The organism is Bradyrhizobium sp. CB2312 (assembly GCF_029714425.1).
In the GTDB taxonomy this organism is placed as follows: Bacteria; Pseudomonadota; Alphaproteobacteria; order Rhizobiales; family Xanthobacteraceae; genus Bradyrhizobium.
Map to the genome: position 1 here is coordinate 5111392 of NZ_CP121668.1, position 23521 is coordinate 5134912.

Below are 23521 nucleotides of genomic sequence, written 5' to 3' on the forward strand. Positions count from 1 at the left end.
TTCCAATTCGCCCCTGCCAGCCGAGAAGACGCGTGCGGCCTTGCACAGTCAAAAGAATTCCAGGGCGGCGGGCGACAATGGGGGTGGAGTGAGGTTTTGGCGCAACAGAGTGTCCGGCCGTGGCACAGCGCAGGGTGCCTGCAGTCCGTAGATCAACGGGGAGAAGCGAACGTCCCGTTTACCATTCCGCTGTGATCGCCGTGGGCTCCCCATTTCCGCCGTGTTCGGGTTGCGTTATCCTTACTGCTTCCGAGCGGTGGTGGGCCGCTTCGGATTTGAACGACCGGACAGCGCTCCCCCGTAGCCAAAGCGGGTTGGGGTACGCCTCCGGCGAAGTGGTATTTGGGGCACATGGGGATCCGACGGTCAGATTCGGTTTTGCGGGCCGCGCGCGGTGTTGCGGCAGTCGCAACCTGCCTCGCGCTCGCCAATTGCGCCTCGTCCAACAAGTTCGCCAGCCGCGTCGATCCGAAATATGGCGTGTCCTCGAGCCCGCGCGTCGTGGCCTGGGACGACCCGGTCCCGAAGGGCGGCGGCACCTACCGCGTCGGCAAGCCCTATGTCGTGGCGGGCAGGACCTACGTGCCGGAGGAGGACGTCAACTACCGTGCCGAGGGCATGGCGTCCTGGTACGGCGATGACTTCCATGGCCGCCTGACCGCCAACGGCGAAGTGTTCGACATGGGCTCGCTGACGGCGGCGCATCCGACCCTGCCGATGCCGTCCTATGCGCGTGTGACCAACGTCTCGAACGGCAAATCGCTGATCGTCCGCGTCAATGACCGCGGCCCCTATCACGGCAACCGGCTCATCGACGTCTCGAACAAGGCTGCCGAACTGCTTGAATTCAAAGGCAATGGCGTCGCCAAGGTGCGTGTCGAATATGTCGGCCGGGCGCCGCTCGAAGGCTCCGACGACCGCCAGCTGATGGCGACCTTGCGCACCGGCATCCCGGCGCCGTCGCCCTCGATGGTGCGGGTCGCGTCGGCAAGGCCGTTCGTGCCGGAATTGCCGTCATCGAGCCGCGGCGCGATTCGCGGCGAGGTTCCGATGCCGGAGGGGCGGCCCTACAATCTCGGCAACACCTCCGCCGACATGGCCTCGCTCAACGCGACCTCGGAGATGTCGGCCTCGAGTCGCAGCCGGGGCCGGGCGCTCCAGAACGCGCGCGCGGTGTCCTATGACGCGAACGGCCGCTACGCGACCGAGAGCGCTGCCGATACCTCGGACGGCGCCGCCGAGGCCCGCAGCATCCTGAGCGGCCGCGGCCTCTACTGAGCCGCGCTCTCCCTCAAGAACTTCACCAGCGCGGCGTTGACCTCGTCGGGGCGCTCCTGCTGCACCCAGTGACCGGCGCCGTCGATGATCAGCTTGCGCGTCAGATTTGGCAGCACGCGCTCGAGTTCATTGACGCGTTTGGCGCCGATCAGGCCGGTGATGACGGCGTCCTTCGAGCCGGCAATGAAGAGCGAGGGTTGGCGGATCTGCGCATCCTGCCAGGGCGCCGTCAGCTCCCAATTGCGGTCGAGGTTGCGATACCAGTTCAGCCCGCCGCGGAAGCCCGACTTGCGGAAGCTCTCGGTGAAGGTGGCGAGATCGGCCTCGCTGAGCCAGTCCGGCAGCGGCTCCTCGTCGGTGGCGTGGCCGAGAAAGCCCTTGCCCTCCTGCACGAACATGGCGGCGCTGGGATCGGCAAGGCCACGGCCGCCGAGCACGATGCGCATGGTGCGGGCGACGTCGCGCTCGAGCTCGGCCTCGGCGACGCCGGGGGGCTGGAAATACTGCCAGTAGAAATTGGTGACGCCGGCCTGGCGCAAGAGATCGAGCGGCCTGTCGCGGCCGCGGAACGGCGGCGGCACGCTCAGGCCCGCCACCGCCGTGAAGATGTCGGGCCGGAACAGCGCCGCATGCCAGGCGACCGGCGCCCCCCAGTCGTGGCCAACCACCATCGCCCTGGTCTCGCCCAGCGCCTGCACGAGGCCGACGATGTCACCGACGGTGTCGAAGATCGAATAGGCGCCGATATCGGCCGGCGCGGCGCTCTGGCCGTAGCCGCGCATATCGGGAGCGACGACGTGAAACCCGGCGGCTGCCAGCGCCGGGATCTGGTGGCGCCAGGAATAGGAGAGCTCCGGCCAGCCATGGCACAGCACCACCAGCGGACCCTGGCCGGCTTCGCGGATGAAGAGGTCGATCCCGTTGGCCTTGATCACGCGGGTGGAGGACATCGCTTTTCCGCCTTGTTTCAGGGGTTTGGTCGCCGAACATGAGGTGCCACGATAGGGGCGTGGCGCGAATCGTGCAAACTCGGGTGCCGGCACCCAGCCGCGTGTTGTTCGCGCCGGTTCCAACTGTTAGAACGCCGCTCTCAGGGCTTGGCCATGGCATTTCGTCTCATTACGCTCCGTCGCAGCCGGTGCACCGCCGGAGCGCTGGCGCGTGGGCTGATCGCGACAGTATTGGCGGCGAGCGTGGGCTGGGGCGGGATACTCCACGCCGCCAACCAGAGTGTTCAGGGCGCCAAGAAGACGGAAGAGGCCGGCTTCGACGGCGATGCGCCGACCGCGATCCTGATCGAAGCCTCCAGCGGCAGTGTGCTGTTCGAGAAGAACGCCGACGAGCTGCGCGCGCCCTCCAGCATGATGAAGCTGATGACGGCGGAAGTCGTCTTCAACGCGATCAAGAAGGGCGACGTGAAGCTGACCGACGAATACCGGATCAGCGAGAATGCCTGGCGCAGGGGCGGGGCGCCCTCCGGCGGCTCGACCATGTTCGCTGCGATCAACAGCAAGGTCTCGGTCGACGATCTTCTGCATGGCGCGATCATCCAGAGCGGCAACGACGCCTGCATCGCGCTCGCCGAAGGCATCGCCGCCAACGAGAAGATCTTTGCCGCCGACTTCATGACCAAGCGCGCCCGCGAGCTCGGCATGACCAGATCGACCTTCGGCAACTCCAACGGTCTGCCCGACCCCGGCAACAAGATGACCGTGCGCGAGCTCGGCATCCTCGCCCGGCACATCATTCTGGACTTCCCCGAATTCTACAAACTGTTCGGCGAGAAGGAGTTCACCTGGAACAAGATCCGCCAGCCCAACCGCAATCCGCTGCTCAATTCAATGGAAGGCGCTGACGGCCTCAAGACCGGCTACACCAAGGAAGGCGGCTACGGCATGGTCGGCTCTGCCGTGCAGAACGGCACGCGGCTGATCGTCGTCGTCAACGGGCTGGAAGACCCCGAGGATCGTGCCACCGAAGCCAAGAAGATGCTGGAATGGGGCTTTCGCAATTTCGAAACGCGGACCCTGATCGCGGCCGACCAGCCGGTCGGCTACGCAAAGGTGTTCGGCGGCGAGAGCCGCTCGGTGAAGCTGGTCGCCAAGACGCCCGTCAAGGTGATGGTGCACAAGAACGGCAGCGACAAGCTGATCGCGCGCATCGTCTATAGCGGCCCGGTGCGCGCGCCCGTGCAGGAAGGCCAGCAGGTCGGCGTGGTCAGGGTCTGGCGCAGCGGCAACATCGCGGTGGAGACGCCGGTCTATGCGGCGGAAGCGATCGGCACCGGCTCGACCATGCGCCGCGCGATCGACGGTGCCAGCGAGCTGGTGATCGGCATGTTCCGCGCAGGCGCCGAGAAGCTCTGATCATGAGTGAGAGCGCGGTCAAGCGGCCGTCTGGACGGGGACGCTTCATCACCTTTGAAGGCGGCGAGGGGACAGGCAAGTCGACCCAGATCAAGAAGCTCGCCGACCGCCTCAAGGCGGCGAGGATGCGGATCCTCGTCACGCGCGAGCCGGGCGGCTCGCCGGGCGCCGAGATCATGCGCCATCTGGTGCTGTCGGGGATGGGCAAGCTGCTCGGCCCCGAGGCCGAGACGCTGCTGTTTGCGGCGGCGCGTGACGACCATGTCCGCACCGTGATCGAGCCCGCGCTCAACCAGGGGGCCTGGGTGCTGTGCGATCGCTTCGCCGACTCGACGCGCGCCTATCAGGGCAGCCTCGGCCGCGTGCCGACCGCGCTGATCAACGCGATGGAGCGGGTCACGATCGGCGACCTCAAGCCGGACCTCACCATCATCCTCGATTTGCCGGTCGAGATCGGCCTCGAGCGCGCAGCCGCGCGCCGCGGCAGCGGCACGCCCGACAGGTTCGAGGGCGAGAAGCTCGCTTTCCATCAAGGCCTGCGCGAGGCCTATCGCAAGATCGCCGCGGACGAGCCCGGACGCTGCGTGCTGATCGACGCCAATTCCGACCCCGACACGGTCGCTGGAAGAGTCTGGACCGCGGTCCGCGAGCGCCTCCTTCCCACGCCAGCCTCGGTGATCTCAGCATGAGCCCGCGCCAGGCCGAGCGGGAGACGGCTATTCCACATCCGCGCGAGACATTTAGGCTGTTCGGCCATCGCGAGGCCGAGACCGCGCTGCTGACGGCCTATCGCAGCGGTCGCATCCCGCATGCCTGGCTGATCGGCGGGTCGCAAGGCATCGGCAAGGCGACGCTGGCCTATCGCATGGCGCGCTTCGTGCTCGCGCACGGCCAGCCGCTGGCGCCATCCGTGCAGCACGCCGAGGATCTCGCGATCGATCCCGACGATCCCGTGGCGCGTCAGGTCGCCGCGAGCTCCCATGGCGGCCTGCTGACACTGGAGCGCACCGCCAACGATCGCGGCGTGATGCGCACCGTCATCACCGTCGACGAGACGCGCGAGACCATCGGCTTCTTCGGCTCCACCGCGGCGGCCGAAGGCTGGCGCGTCTGCATCGTCGACACCGTCGACGAGCTCAATCCGAACGCGGCCAACGCGCTTCTGAAAATCCTGGAGGAGCCGCCGCAGCAATCGCTGTTCCTGCTGGTGAGCCACGCGCCGGCACGCGTGCTTGCCACCATCCAGTCGCGATGCCGCAAGCTGCGTCTGCGGCCGCTGGCAACGGATGACGTGATCGGCGCGGCGGCCGTCGCGGCTGACCTCGATGCGAACGATCCAGCGCTGCGCGAGGCGGCGGAGGCTTCGGAGGGCAGTGTTGCGCGCGCGCTAACGCTGCTCGGTGGCGACGCGCTCAAGCTCCAGCAGCGCACGGCGGCGCTGCTTGCGCGTCTGCCGCAGGTCGATCCGCGCGAATTGCACACGCTCGGCGATTCCCTCGGCACCAGCGACCGCGTCGCGCTCGCGGCCTTCGTCGACGGCATCGATCGCTGGATCGCGGAACGCCTGCATGCGGATGAGGCCAATGCGAACCAGAACCTGCCGCGCCTTGCGCGCCTAGCTGAGGTATGGGAAAAGATCGTCCGCGCCGCGCGCGACACCGAAACCTACAATCTGGAGCGCAAGCCCTTGGTTTTCTCGGTGTTCGGCTGGCTGGCGGACGCAACGCGCTAGAGCATGATGCGGCAAAGTGTGCAGCGGTTTTCCGAAAGGATCATGCTCAAGACAATAATCGAACGCAGGTTCGTTTCCAGATTTTGAGAAGCCGGTAAAGGAATTCGTCGTGGCAACGCGAGCTAAGAAAACTGCCAAGGGCAAAAGCAGCAAGAAGGCTGCGAAGAAAGCCACGAAAAAGGCTGCGAAAGCGCTTGCGCGCAAAGGTGCCAAGAAGGTCAAGAAGACCAAGAAGGCTGCCGCCAAAAAGGGTGTGAAGAAGACGGCGAAGAAGGCCGGAAAGAAAGCTGCGAAGCAGCAGGTCGTCGCCAAGAAGGCAGTGACGAAGGCGGCTAAAAAGCCAGCCAAAAAAACAGCCAAAAAAACAGCCAGGTCTCCGGTGACGAACAAGGCTCCGGCGAAGAAGGTGGCCAAGAAGGCGGCGGTGACTGCGCCTGTCGCGATGGCCGCACCGGCTCCCGTCGCCACGCCGCCGAAGGCTGTGAAGCCCAAGGCGTCGAAGCCCAAGGTATCGAAGCCGAAGGCACCGCCCGCGCCAAAGCCCATTGCAGCTCCGCAAGCCGCCGCGTCCGCAGTCGCCCCCGCGCGCGACAACGTCTTCTACATCACGACCGCGATCGCCTATCCCAATGGCCAACCGCATATCGGCCACGCCTATGAAGCGATCGCCACTGACGTGCTGGCGCGCTTTGCGCGGCTCGACGGCAAGGACGTATTCTTCCTGACCGGCACCGACGAGCACGGTCTGAAGATGGTCCAGACCGCGCAGAACGAAGGCCTGACACCAGCAGCGCTCGCGACCCGCAACGCCGGCCGCTTCAGGGAGATGGACGAGCGGCTGAACGTGTCGTTCGACCGCTTCATCCGCACCACCGAAGAACAGCACCATCGCTCGACCCAGGAGATCTGGCGGCGCATGGAAGCGAACGGCGACATCTACGCCGACACCTATGCCGGCTGGTACTCCGTGCGTGACGAGGCCTATTACGCCGAGGACGAGACGCGCCTGAACGACGACGGCGTGCGGCTCGGGCCGCAGGGCAGCCCGGTCGAATGGGTCGAGGAGAAGAGCTATTTCTTCCGCCTGTCCGCCTATCAGGACAAGCTGCTGAAGCTCTACACGGACAATCCCGATTTCATCGGCCCGGATGCGCGCCGCAACGAGGTGATGAGCTTCGTCAGGAGCGGCCTGCGCGACCTCTCGATCTCGCGCACGACGTTCGACTGGGGCGTCAAGGTGCCCGGCGACGAAGAGCACGTGATGTATGTCTGGGTCGATGCGCTGACCAACTACATCACCGGCGTCGGCTTCCCCGATGAGAGCGACAAGAACTGGCGCTACTGGCCGGCGGACGTCCACATCATCGGCAAGGACATCATCCGCTTCCATGCGGTCTACTGGCCTGCGTTCCTGATGTCGGCCGGCATTCCCGTGCAGAAGCGGGTCTATGCCCACGGCTTCCTGTTCAACAGGGGCGAGAAGATGTCGAAGTCGGTCGGCAATGTGGTCGACCCCTTCAACCTCGCCGACCAATATGGCGTCGACCAGATGCGCTATTTCTTCCTGCGCGAGGTGCCGTTCGGACAGGACGGCAACTACAACCATGAGGCCATCGTCGCGCGCATCAATGCCGATCTCGCTAACGATCTCGGCAATCTCGCGCAGCGCTCGCTGTCGATGATTGCAAAACAGCTCGGCGGCGTGCTGCCCGAGCCCGGCGAGTTCAGCGACAACGACAAGGCGATATTGGCTATGGCCGACGGCATGGTCGCCGCCAGCCGCGAAGCAATGGCTACGCAACAGATCCATCAATGGCTCAATGCCGTGTGGGCGGTCGTCGCGGAAGCCAACCGCTATTTCGCGGGCGAGGCGCCGTGGGCGCTCGCCAAGACCGATCCTGCGCGGCAGAAAACGGTGCTGTACGTCACCGCCGAAGTCGTGCGCCAGATCGCGGTCCTGGCCCAGCCGGCGATGCCGACCGCGTCCAGCTTGTTGCTCGACAGCCTCGGCATCCCCGCTGGTGAGCGCGATTTTGCGATGCTCGGCGGCGACAAGCGCATCGCGCCCGGCTCGACGCTGCCCGCGCCGACGCCGGCGTTCCCGCGCTACATCGAGCCGGCGGCGTAAGGCGTTCGGACGATGCTGGTCGACAGTCATTGCCATCTGGATTTTCCGGACTTTGCGGAAGATCTCGACGGGATCGTGTCGCGTGCCCGTGCGGCCGGTATTGGCCGCATGGTCACGATCTCGACGCGGGTGAAGAAGCTCGACCAGCTTCTCGCCATCGCCGAGCGGTTCGACGACGTCTACTGCTCGGTCGGCACCCATCCGCACAACGCGGATGAGGAGGACGGCATCACGCCCGACGAGCTGGTCGCGCTGACGCAGCATCCACGGGTCGTCGCGCTCGGTGAAGCCGGGCTCGACTATTTCTACGACAATGGCTCGCCGGAGGCACAGGCGAGGGGCTTTCGTGCCCACATCGCCGCCGCGCGCGCGACCGGCCTGCCGCTGGTCATCCATACCCGCGAAGCGGATGAGGATTGCGCGCGCATCCTGGAGGAGGAGGCGGCCAAGGGATCGTTTCGGGCCGTGCTGCATTGTTACACCGGCGGGCGTGATCTGGCGCTGAAGGCGGTGTCGCTCGGGCTGTATATCGGCTTCACGGGCATCCTGACCTTCAAGAAGTCGGAGGCCCTGCGCGCGCTCGCGGCCGAACTGCCGTCCGACCGTATTCTGGTTGAAACAGACTCGCCCTATCTTGCGCCCGGCAAGTTCCGGGGCAAACGCAACGAACCGGCTTATGTGGTCGAGGTCGCCAAGGTACTCGCCGAGACGCGCGGCGTGTCGCTCGAAGAGATCTCGCGCCAGACCACCGACAATTTCTTCCGCCTGTTCTCCAAGGTGAAAGCGTAAGATTGGGAGCCGCATGACGCTGACGCTGACGATCCTGGGTTGCGGCTCCTCCGCCGGCGTGCCGCGCCCGGCGCTCGGCTGGGGCGCCTGCGATCGCAACAACCCCAAGAACCGCCGCCGCCGTTGCTCGCTGCTGGTTGAGCATGCCGGCGAGCACGGCACCACGCGGATCGTCATCGACACCTCGCCTGACCTGCGCGAACAGCTCATCGACGCCAATGTCGATCACATCGATGCGGTCTTCCTGACCCACGAGCATGCCGACCAGACCCACGGCATGGACGATCTGCGCTCGGTCGTGTTGCATATGCGCAAGCGCATTCCGACCTATTTCAATCAGTCGACCGCGAAAGACATCATGGCGCGGTTCTCCTATTGCTTCATCTCGCCGGAGGGCAGCGACTATCCGCCGATCCTGACGCGGCATTCCATCGAGGCCGGCGAGAGCCAGACCATCTTGGGGAAGGGCGGTGCGGTGAAGATGACGGCCTTCCTGGTGCAGCATGGCCAGATCCCGGCGCTCGGTTATCGCATCGGCAACGCGGCCTATACACCTGACCTCAACGACATCCCGCGCGAGAGCTGGGGGGCGCTGGAGAACCTCGATCTCTGGATCGTCGACGGCTTGCGCTACACCCCCCATTCCAGTCATTTCAGCATCAATGATGCGCTGTCCTGGATCGAACGCTTCAAGCCGAAGCGCGCCGTCATCACCAACATGACCGCCGATGTCGATTATGAGGTCATCAGGCAATCGCTGCCCGCGGGCGTGGTGCCGGCCTATGACGGCATGCGGCTGGAGACGCATTGATGGGGCGTGGTCACCAAGCGTAGCGCAGCACGGCCTTGCCGTATAGCGCGCATCAGGTTCTTTCGAATCGCGTCGAAGTGAGGAGACACGGCGTCAATTCACGTTTGGATGTGGGCTGAACCGGCCCGTGTCATCTCGCGATAGTCGGCCCTGTAAGGATCAGCCTTTGCGAACCAATCGCCAGCGTCCTGGCGTGGCGCCCATTGCCGCTGAGAATGCTCTGGTAAAGTGGCTCTGATCCGCGAAGCCACATTTGATCGCAATCTCGGTGAGTGACAACGTCGAGCCCGCCAGCAGAACCTTGCTTTGCTCGATACGCTGATTCATCAACCATCGGTGCGGTGGTGTTCCCGTGCTGACCCTGAACGCGCGGGCAAAGTGGGCGGCTGACACGCCGCACTCGCTGGCGATTCGCGCCAACGCGATCTCGCCATCGAGATTCGCGCGGATGAGTGCCTTCGCCGTCCGAAGTTGCCATGGCGCCAATCCGCTGCGGCAGGAGCGATTGCGAGGGTGGCTGACGGCATATCTCTTGAGGAAATGAATATTGAGCGCCATCGCGACGTGGCCCACGAACAGCTCGTTGGCCTCATGCGGTCTTTCCAGCATCGGCAGAAGGCAACCGCCTAGATGAGCCAGTATTGGATCGAGGAAGCTCGCACCCGCGACAACGTCATATTCGACGCGGCCAACGTCAAGCTCGTTCGCCAGCTCATTCAGCGCGTTGTGCGGCAGATACAGGTAAAGGAAGTCAAAGGGATCCTGGAAGTGAACGATCGTTTCACATCGCAAATCGTAGATGCTCGTCTCGTCCTTCAATGCGCCCTTGGGCGCGTAGCGACCATCCACCCACGTCTCGGCTCTTTGATGTTGCAGTCGAAGGCAAAGCGCAAAGGCCTCGTCGGGAGGGGACGGCAGGGTCGGATCGCCGACCGGTCCGGAATATGCCATCCGCACCGCGGCGAACGTTCCCTTCTGTAGCGACTTGACGAGGCCCGAGTTCGGCTTGCGGATCATTGGAAATAGCTTCGCAAGCCGATCGCCGTAGAGACCGTCATCGGTCATCATCTGCTCCCAATGCACGGTCGGAGGCGATTGGTCCAATCTGCATTCAGTCCTGTTGCCGCGTCTCCTCGCAGGCTGGTTTTGATCAATCGTGGCTCAAGACGTTCAAGCGCCAAGGGGCGGCCGTCCTTAAAGTTAGGTTCGCATCGGGTTGCCACCGGAGCAGTTAAATGCATTTGATAACGATCTATCTATAGTTGCAAGTTTGCATGATTGCAAATGAGCAGAGCTACCCGAAAGAGCCACACGAGAAAGATAATTCATCATCGATCGATCAATTTAATCGAGGCTCTCTCAAGCTGTCGTCATGGCCTGCTCCCAATGCGAGGCCGGAGACGACTGGTCCAATCTGCATTCGACCCTGTTGCTGCGTCTCCTTGCAGGCTGGTTTTGATCAATCGTGGCTCAGGACGTTCAAGCGCCACCGGTCGGGTGCTCCTAGAGTTCGGCAGCACGTCCCTTTCACGCCGGCCGCCTTTGGAGCATTGATGTATTTCACAACGATCAAACCGCACGTCATGTCGGCGTCGGCGCAGACCAATCTGTCTTTCCTGGAAGATCTCGTCCGCGCTGCCCGCTCTCGGTTCGCCGCGCTTGCGGACAAACTTACTAAATTGCAAGCCAGTCCGTTATCGAAGATTCCGAGCGAGTGGAGTTCACGTGACAACAATCCGGGCGGCGGTGCACACGGTCTGGCGGGCGTGACCGAGGATCTGATCGATATCGTCACCGTCATGGATCGGATGGCCGGCGAGCTCTTGCTGGAATCCAGGCAGTTATGGGGATCCGTCGGATTTGTCTCCGGTAACGTCCACAAGATCAGCTTTGGACGATGGCGATTGCTGGGTAGCCGGAGGCGGAACGATCTGTTCGCCGTCGCGGTCGACGAAAGGCTCAGGCGGACGCCGCGCTTGGTGATCTCGCTGCTGGAGGTGGCAACTATATTGGATGGAGCGGTTGCAGACCTACAACCAGTCACGACCGGAAAGGGGGTTGGCAACCCGTAGCAACGCCTCCACGGATCACCGGGACGCCATACCGCGCAAGAACACCTCAATACGTAGACAGGTCCATGGAGTCAGCTCAGGTCGAGATCGCCTTCGCCGATCCCACCTCGTTGCGCAGCAGGAATTTCTGGATCTTGCCTGTGGAGGTTTTCGGGATCGGTCCGAACACGACGGTCTTCGGCGTCTTGAAGCCGCTCATATGCGTGCGGCAGAACGCGATGATGTCGGCCTCGGTTGCGCTCGCGCCGTCCTTCAGCTCGATGAAGGCGCACGGCACTTCGCCCCATTTCGGATCGGGCTTGGCGACCACGGCGGCGAACAGCACGGCCGGATGCTTGTAGAGGACGTCCTCGACCTCGACGGAGGAAACATTCTCGCCGCCGGAGATGATGATGTCCTTGGAACGATCTTTGATCGTGACGTAGCCGTGCTCGTCGAGCACGCCGAGATCGCCGGTGTGAAACCAGCCGCCCTCGAACGCTTCCTTCGTCGCCTTCTCGTTCTTCAGGTAGCCCTTCATCACGATGTTGCCGCGGAACATGACCTCGCCGATGGTCTCGCCGTCGCGCGGGACCTCTTGCATCGTCTGCGGATTGATGACGGTGACGGCTTCCTCGAGCGGGTAGGGCACGCCCTGGCGCCGCTTCATGCGGGCCCGCTCGGCGGCAGGAAGGTCGTCCCAGCCGGGCTGCTCGGCGCAGACGGAGGCGGGGCCGTAGACCTCGGTCAGGCCGTAGACGTGCGTCAGCTTGATCCCGATGTTTTCCGCGCCTTCGAGCACAGCGACCGGCGGCGCAGCACCGGCGATCAGGCCGACGACGCGGCGCGCGGCATTGCCTTTGGGCGCGTCGGGCGCGTTGATCAGCGTGTTGTAGACGATCGGCGCGCCGCACATGTGGGTGACGCCGTGCTGCTTGATCAGCTCGAAGATTTTTGTCGGCTCGACCTTGCGCAGGCAGACATTGATGCCGGCGGCCGCCGCGATGGTCCAGGGGAAGCACCAGCCGTTGCAGTGGAACATCGGCAGTGTCCAGAGATAGACCGGATGCTGGCCGAGATTGCCGGCCAGGATATTGCTGACGGCGTTGAGGTACGCGCCGCGATGATGGGTGACGACACCCTTGGGATTGCCCGTCGTGCCCGAGGTGTAGCTCAGCGCGATCGCATTCCATTCGTCGCCCGGAGAGATCATCGTGAAGTTCGGATCGCCTTGCGCGACGGCAGCCTCGTATTCGATCTCGCCGATGCGCTTGCCGCCCTTGAAGGCGGCATCGTCGACGTCGATCACGAACGGCTTCGGTCCGCTCATTTGCGCCAGCGCATCGGTGATCACGCCGGAAAATTCGGGATCGACCAGGATGATCCTGGCGCCGCCATGATCGAGTTGAAATGCGATCGAGGGCGCATCGAGGCGGATGTTGAGCGCGTTGAGCACGGCGCCAGTCATCGGCACTGCGAAATGCGCCTCGTTCATCGCCGGGATGTTCGGCAGCATCGCCGCGACGGTGTCGCCGACGCCGATGCCCTTGCCGGCGAGATATGAGGCAAATCGCTTGCAGCGCTCAAAGGTCTGCGCCCAGGTGAAGCTGCGGCCTTCATAGACCGTGCTGACGTGGGCAGGATAGACGGCGGCGCTGCGCGCAAGGAAGCTGAGCGGGCTCAGCGGCACGTAATTGGCGGGTGTCTTGTCGAGTCCGATATCGTACTGGTTCTGCCGTCCACTCATCGACACCCTCCTCAAACCGCCTCAAAGGAATCCGATCGAGATCCAGGGGAAGATCGCGACGATGATCAATCCCACCAGCAGCGCCAGCAGATAGCCCCAGATCGGCCTGATGCCTTCGGCCGGATCGACGCGTCCGATGGCGCAGGCGGCATAATAGCCGACGCCGAAGGGCGGGGCGAATAGCCCGATGCCCATGGCGAGGATGATCACCATGGCATAGTGCACCTCGTGCACACCGACGGCGCGGGCGATCGGAAACAAGAGCGGCCCGAACAGCACGATCGCCGGAATGCCCTCCAGCACGCTGCCGAGAATGGTGAAGGCGAGGATCGAGACGGCGATGAAGGTCGCAGCTCCCCCTGGCAAGCCGGTCATGGCGGATGCCAGCGAGCGCGAGAAGCCGGATTGGGTCAGGCCCCAGGCCATGCCGGTGGCCGTGCCGATGATCAGCAGGATCGCGCCTGACAGCGCTGCGGTCTCGATCAGCATCGGAAACAGCCGCCGCCAGTCGAAGCGGCGGTAGACGAGCAGGCCGACCAGGGCGCCATAGACGATGCCGATGGTGGAGACCTCGGTCGCAGTCGCGATGCCCTCGACCACGGCGTAGCGGATCACGAAGGGCAGCGCGAGCGCGGGCAGGGCGACGATGAAGCTCCTGCCGATCTCGCCGCGCGTGGCGCGGCGGACATGGCTCATGTCCTCGTGGCGGTAGCGCCACCACACCAGCATGCAGAGCGTGACCGCGAGCACGACGCCGGGCAAGAGGCCGCCGGTGAAGAGGGCGGCGATCGAGACGCCGGTGACCGAGCCGATGGTGATCAGCACGAGGCTCGGCGGGATGGTCTCGGTCTGCGCGCCGGTCGCCGCCAGCAGCGCGACCAGATCGCCGGGCTTGGCACCACGCTGCTTCATCTCCGGGAACAGGACCGGCGCGACGGCCGCCATGTCGGCGGCCTTGGCGCCTGATATGCCGGAGACCAGGTACATGGCGCCGACCAGCACGTAATGCAGGCCGCCGCGGACATGGCCGAGCAGGCTCGCCAGGAACGCCACCATGGCCCGCGCCATGCCGGTCATCTCGATCAGCAACCCCAGGAACACGAACAGCGGCACCGAGAGCAGGATGAGGTGGCTCATGCCCTCATCCATCCGTCCAACCAGCACCATCACGGGCGTGCGCGTGGTCAGCGCCAGATAGCCGAAGATCGCAAGACCAAACCCGAACGCAATGGGAACGCCGGCGAACACGCAGAAGCCGGCAACGCCGACGAAGAAGATGACGAGGTTGAGATTGCCGAGCGGCCGCAAGTATGGCTGTGCCAGCCAGAACAGGCCGACGACGACAGCGACGGACAGCGCGGCCATCAGCACCATCCGGTAATCGGCCGCGCGCGCGAGCCGCAGCAGCGCGAATGCCGCCATCAGGCCGATGCCGGCCGGCAGTGCCGCGGCGCGCCAGATGTTCGAGATCTGGAGCGCCGGCGTGGTGATGAAGCTTTCTTCGTAGGCATATTCCCAGGACGGCCAGACGATCAGCACAAGGAACGCCAGCGCGGCGCAGACCGCGACCAGATCGAGCCAGGCCCGCATCGCCGGGCCCGCGCTGGCGACGACGGCAGTCATCCGCATGTGCTCGGAACGGCGGAACGCCACCGCCGCGCCCAGCATCGCGAGCCACAGGAACAGGATCGAGGCGAGCTCGTCCGACCAGATCAGCGGCCGGTGCAGGCCGTAGCGTGCGACCACGCCCGCGAACAGGATCGCGATCTCGGCGACGACCAGGATCGCCGCCGGGATTTCGACGAGGAGGCCGAGCAAGCGCTCGAGCGATGCCAGCAGCGAAGGTCGGCGAGGGGACTGAACAGCCGCCTCGCCCGCCACTCCGTTCGCTTCGACCCCGACATGAGCCATGACGGCTCCCAACGTGTTACGACAGCTTGCCGACGGCCTTTTCCAGGAGGTCCCAGGCCTGGTCGCCATACTTGCCCTTCCACTCGGCATAGAAGCCGGCGGAGCGCAGCTTGTCGCGGAACGGCGCCACGGCGGGCTGGTTGAAGGTCAGGCCCTTGCCCGCGAGCTCCTGCTGGAGATTGGCATTGAGCTTGGCAGTGTCCTCGCGCTCCTTCACCGCGGCGGCATTGATGTGCTTAGCGACGATGGTGCGCACGTCTTCCGGCAGCGCGCTCCAGGCTCTGCGGTTGGCCAGGAACCAGAAGCCGTCCCACATGTGGTTGGTCAGCGAGCAGTACTTCTGCACCTCGTACAGCTTGGCGGTCGAGATGATCGCCAGCGGGTTCTCCTGGCCCTCGACGATCTTGGTCTGGAGCGCGGAATAGACCTCGCTGAAATTGATCGAGGCGGGCGCGGCGTCGAACGCCTTGAACATCGAGGTCCACAGCGGCGACACCGGGACGCGGATCTTGAAGCCCTTGAGGTCGTCAGGACCGTTGATCGGCTTGCTCGAGGACGTGGTCTGGCGGAAGCCGTTGTCCCAGATCTTGTCCATGACCTCGAGGCCGGCCTTCTTGATCTCGCCGCGGACATGGGCGCCGAGATCGCCGTCCATGGCCTTCCAGACCGTGTCGTAGTCCGGGAACGCGAAGCCGATGCCGTTGATCGAAGCGGCTGGCACCAGGGTCGACAGGATCAGGCCCGACAGCGTGAAGAACTCGACGCCGCCGGAGCGGATCTGGCTCAGCATGTCGGTATCGGACCCGAGCTGGTTGTTCGGGAAGATCTGGAGGTCGAACTTGCCGTTGGTCTCGCTCTTGATCGCCGCTGCCATCTCACGGGCGCGGACGTTCAGCGGATGGGTGTCCGGCAGGTTGTTGGCGTATTTGTAGGTGAACTCGGCGCTCTGGGCGCGGGCCACATGGGGCGCACTGAGGCCGCCCAGGACCGCGGTCGCGGCGGAGGCCTTGAGAAGCGTGCGTCGGGAAAAGCGCGTCGAAAAGACCATGGGTCTGCTTCCTCGGAAGGTTTGTTGTTGTTCTGAGATGCAAACCTATACGGACGTCAGGTCAGAAGGTCATCTGCGATCTCGCGAGGTCTCGCTTATTGCAGCCGGGCACCATCACGGCAATATCGGCTTTCGGCACAGGCGCCAGATTCAAAATCTGAAAAACAACCCCATGCACAGTAGCCGTCAAGCGCTGAGGCGATGGTCGAGCCGGAAGTCCGAAAACGCGTCAGAGCGAAGACGTCATGGCAGGAATTCCGCCTAAATATTTGATCTAATTGCGTATAAATATATTCCATAATATACCTTATGCGAATTGTGGATATGGCTGTTCGGACTTGTGCCGCTCGGCCGTTGGTCGCCCGAAATCCCTCCTCGATGGTCATGTCTGGCGGTCTTGCAGCTTGTGGCCATCGCGACGGATCGCCGCCGCGTGGACTCGGCTGGGCCTTCTTCACATCGGGTGACGCTTGCGGGCGGCGTCACCCGGGATCGTCCGGCCGTCCGTCAGGACGGCGCTGCGAAGTCATACGAGATGCGTCCGGCGGGTAGATAGAACAGCGCGATGACGGCGCCGCCGCGGACCTCGGGATAGTGCCGGCTGCCGGGGTCGGGCGCCGTCCAGCCGGGCCCCTGCCAGCCCTGCAGCCCCTTCAGCTGGGCGCCCTTGTTCAGCGGCACGACCAGGTTCAGCTCGCCATAGGGGTGACCATGATACTGCCCGCGCAGCACGTCGTGCTCGTCCTCGTCCTTGAAGCGGCGCGGATCGGTGCTGTTCATGTAGACGGCCGTGATGCTGAACTGGAACGTCTCTGGCACCGGCTCCAGAATGCGGCTGCGCCGGTAGTTCGGACCATCGACCTCCTGGTTCGCCGCCCAGCCTTCGGCGACCCCGAGCTTAATGAGGCGGGCCAGGTCCTGATAGAGCTGGCTGCCCTCACCGTATTTGTCATTGAGCCACTGCTCCATCTCCGCGCCGGGCGTCATGTCCTTGACCTCGCGCAGAAACGGAATGCTGCACGCAATCAGTTCGTCTCGGCTTCCCATGGCCTTGTCCTTTCCATTTGGGTTGCACTTTGTTCTTCGAAGCCCGCGAAAGAAGCGAACTCCGCAAGGTCCGCGCGCGGCATCAGCCTGCCCAGGGGCTCGTTCCTGGCGCGGCCGATCGAGATGCCGCACACCACCATCTGCTCTGCCGGGATCGACAGCAGCGGACGCAGGATCCGGTGATATTTCGAGAACGTCTCCTGCGGACAGGACTGAAGCCCCTGGCCTGCCGCTGCCAGCAATACGTTCTGGACGAACATGCCGAGGTCGAGCCAGCTCCCGACCTCCAGGCGCCGGTCGATGGTGACGATCAGCCCGACGGGCGCGCCGAAGAACGCATAGTTCTTTGCGGTTTGGGCGGCCCTCGCCTCGATATCGGTCTGGGCGATGCCGAGCGAGCCGTAGAACAATCGGCCGAACTGCTGTCGTCGCTGCCGGTAGGGTTCGGGCAGGTCGCTGGCGTAATAGCTGTACTCGGACACGTGCGCGTCGCGCGCGGTTTCGTGCGCCTTGCGAAGTGCGGCCGACACGTTGTCCTTGGCGGCGCCCGCCAGCACATGGACGTGCCAGGGCTGGATATTGGCGCCGCTTGGCGCAAACCGCGCCACGCGGAGAATCTGCTCGATGGTCCCTCGCCCGACCGGCTCGCCCGAGAAGTCGCGGCAAGCGAAGCGGCCTGCGATGATCTCGTCGATACGGTTCGGCGCAGCCGCGCCCGCGCCGGTCATGGCTGCTTCAGGAGCGGACATCCACCCTGCTCCATCGGCCGGAATGCTTCGTCACCCGGGATCGTCGCCAGCAGCTCGTAATAGTCGAACTTGTATTTGGACTGCTCGGGCGACTTGACGCGAAACAGATACATGTCGCGGACCAGCCGGCCGTCCTCGCGGATCCGGCCATTCTTCGTCATGAAATCGTTCACGGGCAGCTCGCGCATCTTGGCGGCGACGGCCGGCCCATCCAGCGTGCCGGCCGCCTGAACTGCCCTGAGGTAGTGCATCACCGCGCCGTATGTGCCGGCGTGGATCATGGTCGGGACTTTCTGGGTCTTTGCGATGAAGCGCTTCGACCACGCCCGCGTGTCCTCGTTCAGATCCCAATAGAACGCCGAGCTCAGCATCAGGCCCTGGGCGCTCGGGAGTCCAAGACTGTGAATGTCGGCAATGAACACCAGCAGCCCGACAAGCTCCTGACGCTGCGTGATGCCAAATTCGCCGGCCTGCTTGACGGCGTTGATGAAGTCGCCGCCGGAATCGGCCAGCGCGATCACGTCGGCCTTCGAGGACTGCGCCTGGAGCAGAAAGGAGGAGAAGTCCGGCGTGTTGATCGGATGTTTCGCGGCGCCGAGCACCTTGCCGCCCATGGCGTGGATGACCTTGCGGCTGTCGGCCTCGAGCTGTGCGCCGAGGGAATAGTCGACCGAAATGAAGTACCAGGACTTTGCGCCGAGACGCGACATCGCCCGCGTCGTTCCCTGTGACAGCGCATAGGTGTCGTAGGTCCAGTGAATGCCGGTCGGCGAGCATTCGTCGCCGGTGAGGCGGGATGTGGCAGCGCCGGTGGCGAGGAACAGCTTCTTCTTGTCGCGCGTGATGCCCTGCACCGCCAGCGCGACCGCGGAGTTCGGCACGTCGAGAATGACCTCGACGTTTTCGTTTTCGAGCCAGCGCCGGGCGATGGTCGCGCCAACATCGGCCTTGTTCTGATGGTCGCCCGCGACGATCTGGATGCTGCGCCCCAGCACCTGACCACCGAAATCGTCGACGGCCATTTGCGCGGCGACGACCGAGCCCTGGCCGCCATTGTCGGCGTAGAGCGAGGACATGTCGGTGAGGACGCCGAGCTTGACCGGACCATCCTGCGCAACGGCTGGCGCCGCAAACAGCGCCAGTGCTATTCTGAAAGCTCCGATCGACATTCCGCAGGATTGCATTGCCCGTCTCCTCCAAATCCGGCGCGGGGATCATGACGGGATCGAGCAATTGCGGAAGTGAAACTCTTGCAGAGTGATCCTGAACGACCTTCAGATTGGTGAGGCGCTCGGTTGCGTCGGCTGCATGTATGGCCTTAACTGGACGCGATCGCAGGTGCGTAACGGGCGCGCGATCCGCCTTGAGACGGTGTGCTGCTCGTGGCTGTTTCCTTCAAGACCCTGGACCTGAACCTGCTCAAGGTCTTCGACGCCGTCATGGAGGAGCGCAGCGTGCTGCGGGCAAGCCAGAGGGTTGCCCTCAGTCAATCCGCCGTGAGCCATTCGCTCGCCCGGCTGCGCGAGATGCTGGAAGACGATCTGTTCGTGCGCACGGCGACCGGCATGCAGCCGACGGCGCGCGCATTGACAATGGCTCCACAGGTTCGCGAAGCCCTGCGATCGCTCGAGGCGGCGGTCGAACAGCCGAACTTCATTCCGGCGGCCTCCACCCGGCAGTTCACCCTCGCCGCCAACGACTTCACCACGATGGTGCTGGCCTCACCGCTCCTGAAGATACTGAAGGCTGAGGCGCCGGCGATCGACCTCATCATCAAGCCCGTGACGCGGATCGACCTCGCCGAGCAGATCGACCTTGGCCGCATCGACGTTGCGATCGGCGTCTTCTCGGATCCACCGAGCCGCTTCCGCACCTCGCTGTTGTTCGAATATGACGACGTGCTGATCGTCGGCGGAAAGCGCAAGCTCGGCCGGATCGACAACGCGGCCCTGGCACGCATGCCGCTGGTCGTCGTCTCCTTCGGCGGCGAGCAGGAGGGAGCAATCGGAGGCTTCATCTCCGAGCGTGGCCTCGCCCGGCGATCGGAAATGTATGACCGCGCGGCACTGGAACGCGCACTGTCCGAAAGCGACCGGCCGCCGCGCATAGCGGTCTCGCTGCCGCATTTCCTCGCTTTGCCCGCCCTGCTCGCGGACTCCGAGTTTGCAGCCATTGTTCCGCGTCCATTGGCGCGGGCCTTCCAGCGCGCGCATGCGATCACGACATACGAGCTGCCTTACGCCACAACTTCTGTCGAGGTCCGGCTGTTGTGGCACGAACGTATCGCGGGCGAGCCATCGCATGACTGGCTTCACGAGACCTTGAGGCGCGCGACCGAAGACCTCAGGCGTGGACGCTAGCTGAACACGCTCTTGGCCTGGTTCCATTTTTCATGAATGCGACCAGACGAGCGCGCGGGCGTGGAGGTTGTGCTAGACTGGGCACCGCATTCCTAACAGAGATCAACAAGGCGGCCTGAACCGCCGCTCAGGGAGTTCGTCATGCAGGAGAACGTCGCCCAGGCAGGCCGCTCGCGCGCCATTCCCTTCGATGCAGCCAAGCTCGACCGCCTGATGGAAGCCGCCGGCCTCGACGTGCTGGTCGCAACCTCCAAGCACAATGTGCAGTACCTGCTGGGCGCCGAGCGCGCGATCTTCTTCGACTACATGGATGCCATGGGCGTCAGCCGCTATCTGCCGGTCCTGGTCTATCCCAAGGGCGCGCCGGAGAAGTCCGTCTATATCGGCCACCGCCTCGAGACCCATCAGCGTGCCGTGGCGCCGCCATGGGTGCCGCAGCTGCGGACCGAGTCCAACGGCTCGGTCGATGCGGTGACGCGGGCCGTCGGCCTGATCAAGGACGCCGGCGTGCCTTTGAAGCGGGTTGGGGTCGAGATGGCATTCCTGCCGATGGACGCCGGCAAGGCGTTGGCCGACGCCCTGCCCGGCGCAGAGCTCAAGGACGCGCTGCTGGTGCTGGAGCGGCTGCGCGCGGTGAAGTCGTCAGAGGAGCTGGCAAAACTCAAGACGGCGTCCGAGCTCGTCACCGCCTCCATGCTGGAGGTGATCGGCAAGCACGGCTCCGGCACGACCAAGCAGCAATTGTCGGACGCCTTGCGCGTTGCCGAAGCCAATCGCGGCCTGACCTTCGAATACTGCCTGCTCGCCTGCGGCAGCAGCCACAACCGGGCACCGTCATCGCAGCGCTGGGAGCAAGGCGACGTGCTGTCGCTCGATTCCGGCGGCAATTATCACGGCTATATCGGCGACCTCGCGCGCATGGCCGTGCTCGGTGAACCCGATGGCGAGCTGAAGGATTGCCTCGCCGAGATCGAAGCGGTGCAGCGCGCTGCCTTTGCCGCGGTCCGGCCCGGCGCCATGGGCGGCGACATCTACGTCGCGGCCGAGCGCGAGCTCGCAAAGATCACCCAGCGCGACTGCACGGACTTCCTGGCCCACGGCATGGGTCTCGTCAGCCATGAGGCCCCTCGCCTGACCGCCAAGGGCCCGGTTCCCTACGACGACACGGATGCCCGCCTGCCGCTCGAGCCCGGCATGGTGGTCTCGATCGAGACCACGATGAAGCATCCGAAGCGCGGCTTCATCAAGCTCGAGGACACCGTCGCGGTGACGGCGAGTGGGTACGAGATATTTGGCGAGGGGGGCCGCGGGTGGAATTTGGGCGCGAGCGGGCTCTAATTAGGCACTCAGCAATTGCTCCGGGGGATCGAGGGACGTCCCTCGCTGGAGTAAAGATTCCCAAGGCAAAGATTCAACTCACCCAAGACATCCCGGGCAAGCTCCCGGACCTCCCGCAGCGATGGCTCGTTGGAATACGCTTATCCGGCGCAATATACGAAAACTGGCCCGCCCTGGTCGTCAAACCTGCCACGCATGATCATCCCCAGCGAAATGATGAAGTGAATCATCAAGCCCCTCCGTCGCGAGGGGGTTCTTCACTGCTAGTGCTTACGATTGAGCTGCTGCATGATTCCACATCACGAGAGTCCCGTCGCTTCCGACATAGTACGTCTTGCTCGGATCTTTGAATATTGAGGCGTTGTGATTGTAAGTGAACGAGCCATTCATGGATGCACCGGTTTCACCGCCTTGCAGTATGGTCGTGTTGTGGAAGTTCAAGTCGGGAATATCTTGGGCGCTTACAACCGTAACTTGCCGATCTCGAACAGCCTGCAAGTAAGCCTCTGCCTGGGTTTTGAGCGTGGAGTCAGGCTCGTCCGCCGCTGCCTGCGCCGCTCGCGCTTCTTCATTCTTATACCAGTCGTTGATCTCTTGTGGCGTAGACGGCGGCGCGTTGAAGACGTCATTAACGGTCTCGGTAAAGTTGCTCACCGTCCCATCAGGGCGCCTATGGTCGTTTATTAGCTTCTGAAGATGATCCGAGAGGGCGGCAAAGCCATTTGGTGAGGCGCTGGAATTGCCTTTCCTGTTTCCGTCGGCAGACGAACGTTGTGCCGCGAGTTTATCCGCCGCGGCTTGTTCAACTTTTGCCCGAGCCAGAATAGCTTGCGCTCGATCCGAGAGATCCACGGTATCGACGGGAGTCCGAGAAGCAGAAGATGACTGGCTTGAAGAGACGGTTCCACTCCTCCCCACGTCACTCTGTGAGCTCTGACGCAAAAGCGATAGCAACGCGTCGTTCGCGTTAGAATTTGCAGTGGAAATGGTGCTCATGTGATCCGCCCCTACCTCTGATAAAATTCGAGAGTGAGGATTCCAAGAGTCGCTGCGTTCTGCAATCTGCGGAAATGCAAGGATTCGGGCTGATTTCGTCAATAATCGGTTAAATGTTCGCCGTCCGAAGCCCAGCAGAGCCGCCTTGATCGTCCGCTAGAGAGATTCCCTGAGGGAAGACCGCCCTCACCCGGCGCTTCGCGCCGACCTCTCCCGCAAGCGGGCGAGGTTCATGAGCCAGCCGCCGGCGCGTCGACCAAAGTGAGCTGATCTACCGCGCCAGCAGCATCTCCAGTTGGCTCTGCGCCTTCTTCACGGCGTCCGCGAACCAGCCCTGGCTGGGCGCTTCCTTCGCAAAGCACTTGGTGTAGGCGTCCATCGCCTGGTTTTCCTTGGCGATGGTGTCCTGCGGAGCCTTCCTGGCCATGATCTGCTTCCAGACTTTTTCGCAAGTCGGGATCTCCGCCGTCTTCACGGCTTCGCTTGCGGCGAGGAAGTAGACCTTGTCGCCCTGGATCGCGACGACATCGATTTCATGCGGCGCTCCCTTGAGGTCGCCATTGCCGCGGATGCCGAGCACGGCGACCGCAGCGCTCGCGCCGGCGGGCTTGGTCACCGGCAGCTCGGCATATTTGGCGAAAGCTGCGTCCTGGATCGCTTGATAGTAGAAGTTGTCCGACTTGAAGGCCGCGCCCGCCTCCTGCGGCATGCCGTCCGCGCGGTGCTCGGCGAGCCAGTGCTTGAGCAGCCCGGTCGTGGTCACGACGGCCTGCAGCTTGTCGCCTTCGGTAGCGAAGCCGAGGCCGTCGAGATGGCCGAAGCCGATGTCGTTCTTGAAGAGCGTATCGACGTTCGACGTCCCCTCCGCCGGCAGCCCCTTGATCGTGACCGGCCCGACCAGGCCGCGCAGCACGCCTGCCAATTCCTTGAGCGCCGCATCATGCTGCTTGGAGGTCTCGTCGTTCTCCTTGGCTTTGGAGAATTTCGCGATGTAGCGGTCGCGCAGGTCGAGATAGTGCTGCTCGGGCGCGGCCGCGTAGGCGGACGCAGCCAGGGTGAGCAGGCAAAGCAAGGCAAGCGATCTCATGGCAATTCCGGACGACTGGCGCAATCTCCAGTCTTTGTGCCGGTGCCGGGTGCGAAGGTTCATCCGCAGGAGCGGAAACGCCG

General features: G+C 63.9%; 20 protein-coding genes. 10 read left to right on the plus strand and 10 right to left on the minus strand.

The window, feature by feature from the left end:
• Nucleotides 1-351: 351 nt before the first annotated feature.
• Nucleotides 352-1278: a septal ring lytic transglycosylase RlpA family protein gene (locus QA642_RS25120; RefSeq protein WP_283079239.1), complete on the plus strand. Its 927-nt coding sequence runs from the start codon at nt 352-354 to the stop codon at nt 1276-1278.
• Here the strand turns inward: QA642_RS25120 and QA642_RS25125 are convergent.
• A complete protein-coding gene (locus QA642_RS25125) occupies nt 1272-2228 on the minus strand; it encodes an alpha/beta hydrolase (protein ID WP_283079240.1) in 957 nt (318 codons plus the stop codon). The two genes, QA642_RS25120 and QA642_RS25125, sit on opposite strands and share 7 nt — an antisense overlap.
• A gap of 153 nt (nt 2229-2381) precedes the next feature.
• Between QA642_RS25125 and QA642_RS25130 the strand changes: the two genes are divergently transcribed.
• The 6 genes from QA642_RS25130 (at nt 2382) to QA642_RS25155 (ending at nt 9104) form a co-directional block, all read left to right on the plus strand.
• The gene (locus QA642_RS25130) at nt 2382-3644 is read left to right on the plus strand and encodes a D-alanyl-D-alanine carboxypeptidase family protein (RefSeq protein ID WP_283079241.1); all 1263 of its coding nucleotides are present in this window, start codon (nt 2382-2384) and stop codon (nt 3642-3644) included.
• A 2-nt stretch (nt 3645-3646) separates the two neighbouring features.
• Entirely contained in the window at nt 3647-4333 is a 687-nt protein-coding gene (gene tmk, locus QA642_RS25135) for a dTMP kinase (protein ID WP_283079242.1), read from the plus strand.
• Complete coding sequence (locus tag QA642_RS25140) at nt 4330-5376, plus strand: DNA polymerase III subunit delta' (protein WP_283079243.1); 1047 nt, start codon at nt 4330-4332, stop codon at nt 5374-5376. The genes tmk and QA642_RS25140 overlap by 4 nt, the downstream gene beginning before the upstream one ends.
• 109 nt (nt 5377-5485) lie before the next feature.
• A complete protein-coding gene (gene metG / locus QA642_RS25145) occupies nt 5486-7504 on the plus strand; it encodes a methionine--tRNA ligase (RefSeq protein ID WP_283079244.1) in 2019 nt (672 codons plus the stop codon).
• A gap of 12 nt (nt 7505-7516) precedes the next feature.
• Nucleotides 7517-8293 (plus strand): TatD family hydrolase, encoded by a 777-nt coding sequence (locus QA642_RS25150; protein ID WP_283079245.1) that lies wholly within the window; start codon nt 7517-7519, stop codon nt 8291-8293.
• A 13-nt stretch (nt 8294-8306) separates the two neighbouring features.
• On the plus strand, nt 8307-9104 hold the full coding sequence (locus QA642_RS25155) for an MBL fold metallo-hydrolase (RefSeq protein ID WP_283079246.1): 798 nt from the start codon (nt 8307-8309) through the stop codon (nt 9102-9104).
• A gap of 159 nt (nt 9105-9263) precedes the next feature.
• Here the strand turns inward: QA642_RS25155 and QA642_RS25160 are convergent, their stop codons facing one another.
• Nucleotides 9264-10172: an AraC family transcriptional regulator gene (locus QA642_RS25160; RefSeq protein WP_283079247.1), complete on the minus strand. Its 909-nt coding sequence runs from the start codon at nt 10170-10172 to the stop codon at nt 9264-9266.
• Between the two features lie 485 nt (nt 10173-10657).
• Between QA642_RS25160 and QA642_RS25165 the strand changes: the two genes are divergently transcribed.
• The gene (locus tag QA642_RS25165) at nt 10658-11176 is read left to right on the plus strand and encodes a hypothetical protein (RefSeq protein ID WP_283079248.1); all 519 of its coding nucleotides are present in this window, start codon (nt 10658-10660) and stop codon (nt 11174-11176) included.
• Between the two features lie 76 nt (nt 11177-11252).
• Here QA642_RS25165 and QA642_RS25170 read toward each other — a convergent pair whose 3' ends face one another.
• From QA642_RS25170 to QA642_RS25195, 6 genes are all read right to left on the minus strand, one after another.
• Entirely contained in the window at nt 11253-12902 is a 1650-nt protein-coding gene (locus tag QA642_RS25170; RefSeq protein ID WP_283079249.1) for an acyl-CoA synthetase, read from the minus strand.
• Between the two features lie 21 nt (nt 12903-12923).
• Nucleotides 12924-14813 (minus strand): TRAP transporter large permease subunit, encoded by a 1890-nt coding sequence (locus tag QA642_RS25175; RefSeq protein WP_283079250.1) that lies wholly within the window; start codon nt 14811-14813, stop codon nt 12924-12926.
• Between the two features lie 16 nt (nt 14814-14829).
• A complete protein-coding gene (locus QA642_RS25180; protein ID WP_283079251.1) occupies nt 14830-15861 on the minus strand; it encodes a TRAP transporter substrate-binding protein in 1032 nt (343 codons plus the stop codon).
• A gap of 507 nt (nt 15862-16368) precedes the next feature.
• Nucleotides 16369-16908 carry a DUF4863 family protein gene (locus tag QA642_RS25185; protein WP_283079252.1) on the minus strand — a complete coding sequence of 180 codons (540 nt, stop codon included), beginning with the start codon at nt 16906-16908 and terminating at the stop codon, nt 16369-16371.
• Entirely contained in the window at nt 16887-17636 is a 750-nt protein-coding gene (locus QA642_RS25190) for a nitroreductase (RefSeq protein ID WP_283079253.1), read from the minus strand. The genes QA642_RS25185 and QA642_RS25190 overlap by 22 nt, the downstream gene beginning before the upstream one ends.
• The gene (locus QA642_RS25195; RefSeq protein ID WP_283079254.1) at nt 17633-18841 is read right to left on the minus strand and encodes an ABC transporter substrate-binding protein; all 1209 of its coding nucleotides are present in this window, start codon (nt 18839-18841) and stop codon (nt 17633-17635) included. Before QA642_RS25195 ends, QA642_RS25190 begins: the two co-directional genes overlap by 4 nt.
• 198 nt (nt 18842-19039) lie before the next feature.
• On the opposite strand from QA642_RS25195, the gene QA642_RS25200 reads away from it, so the two are divergent.
• Nucleotides 19040-20017, plus strand: coding sequence for a LysR family transcriptional regulator (locus tag QA642_RS25200; protein WP_283079255.1), 978 nt, complete (start codon nt 19040-19042; stop codon nt 20015-20017).
• A 141-nt stretch (nt 20018-20158) separates the two neighbouring features.
• On the plus strand, nt 20159-21355 hold the full coding sequence (locus QA642_RS25205) for a Xaa-Pro peptidase family protein (RefSeq protein ID WP_283079256.1): 1197 nt from the start codon (nt 20159-20161) through the stop codon (nt 21353-21355).
• Nucleotides 21356-21625: 270 nt separating this feature from the next.
• Here QA642_RS25205 and QA642_RS25210 read toward each other — a convergent pair whose 3' ends face one another.
• Both QA642_RS25210 and QA642_RS25215 read right to left on the minus strand, forming a co-directional pair.
• Nucleotides 21626-22351 carry a hypothetical protein gene (locus tag QA642_RS25210; protein ID WP_283079257.1) on the minus strand — a complete coding sequence of 242 codons (726 nt, stop codon included), beginning with the start codon at nt 22349-22351 and terminating at the stop codon, nt 21626-21628.
• A gap of 271 nt (nt 22352-22622) precedes the next feature.
• Nucleotides 22623-23438, minus strand: a complete 816-nt coding sequence (locus QA642_RS25215; protein WP_283079258.1) for a hypothetical protein — start codon at nt 23436-23438, stop codon at nt 22623-22625.
• Between the last annotated feature and the right edge of the window lie 83 nt (nt 23439-23521).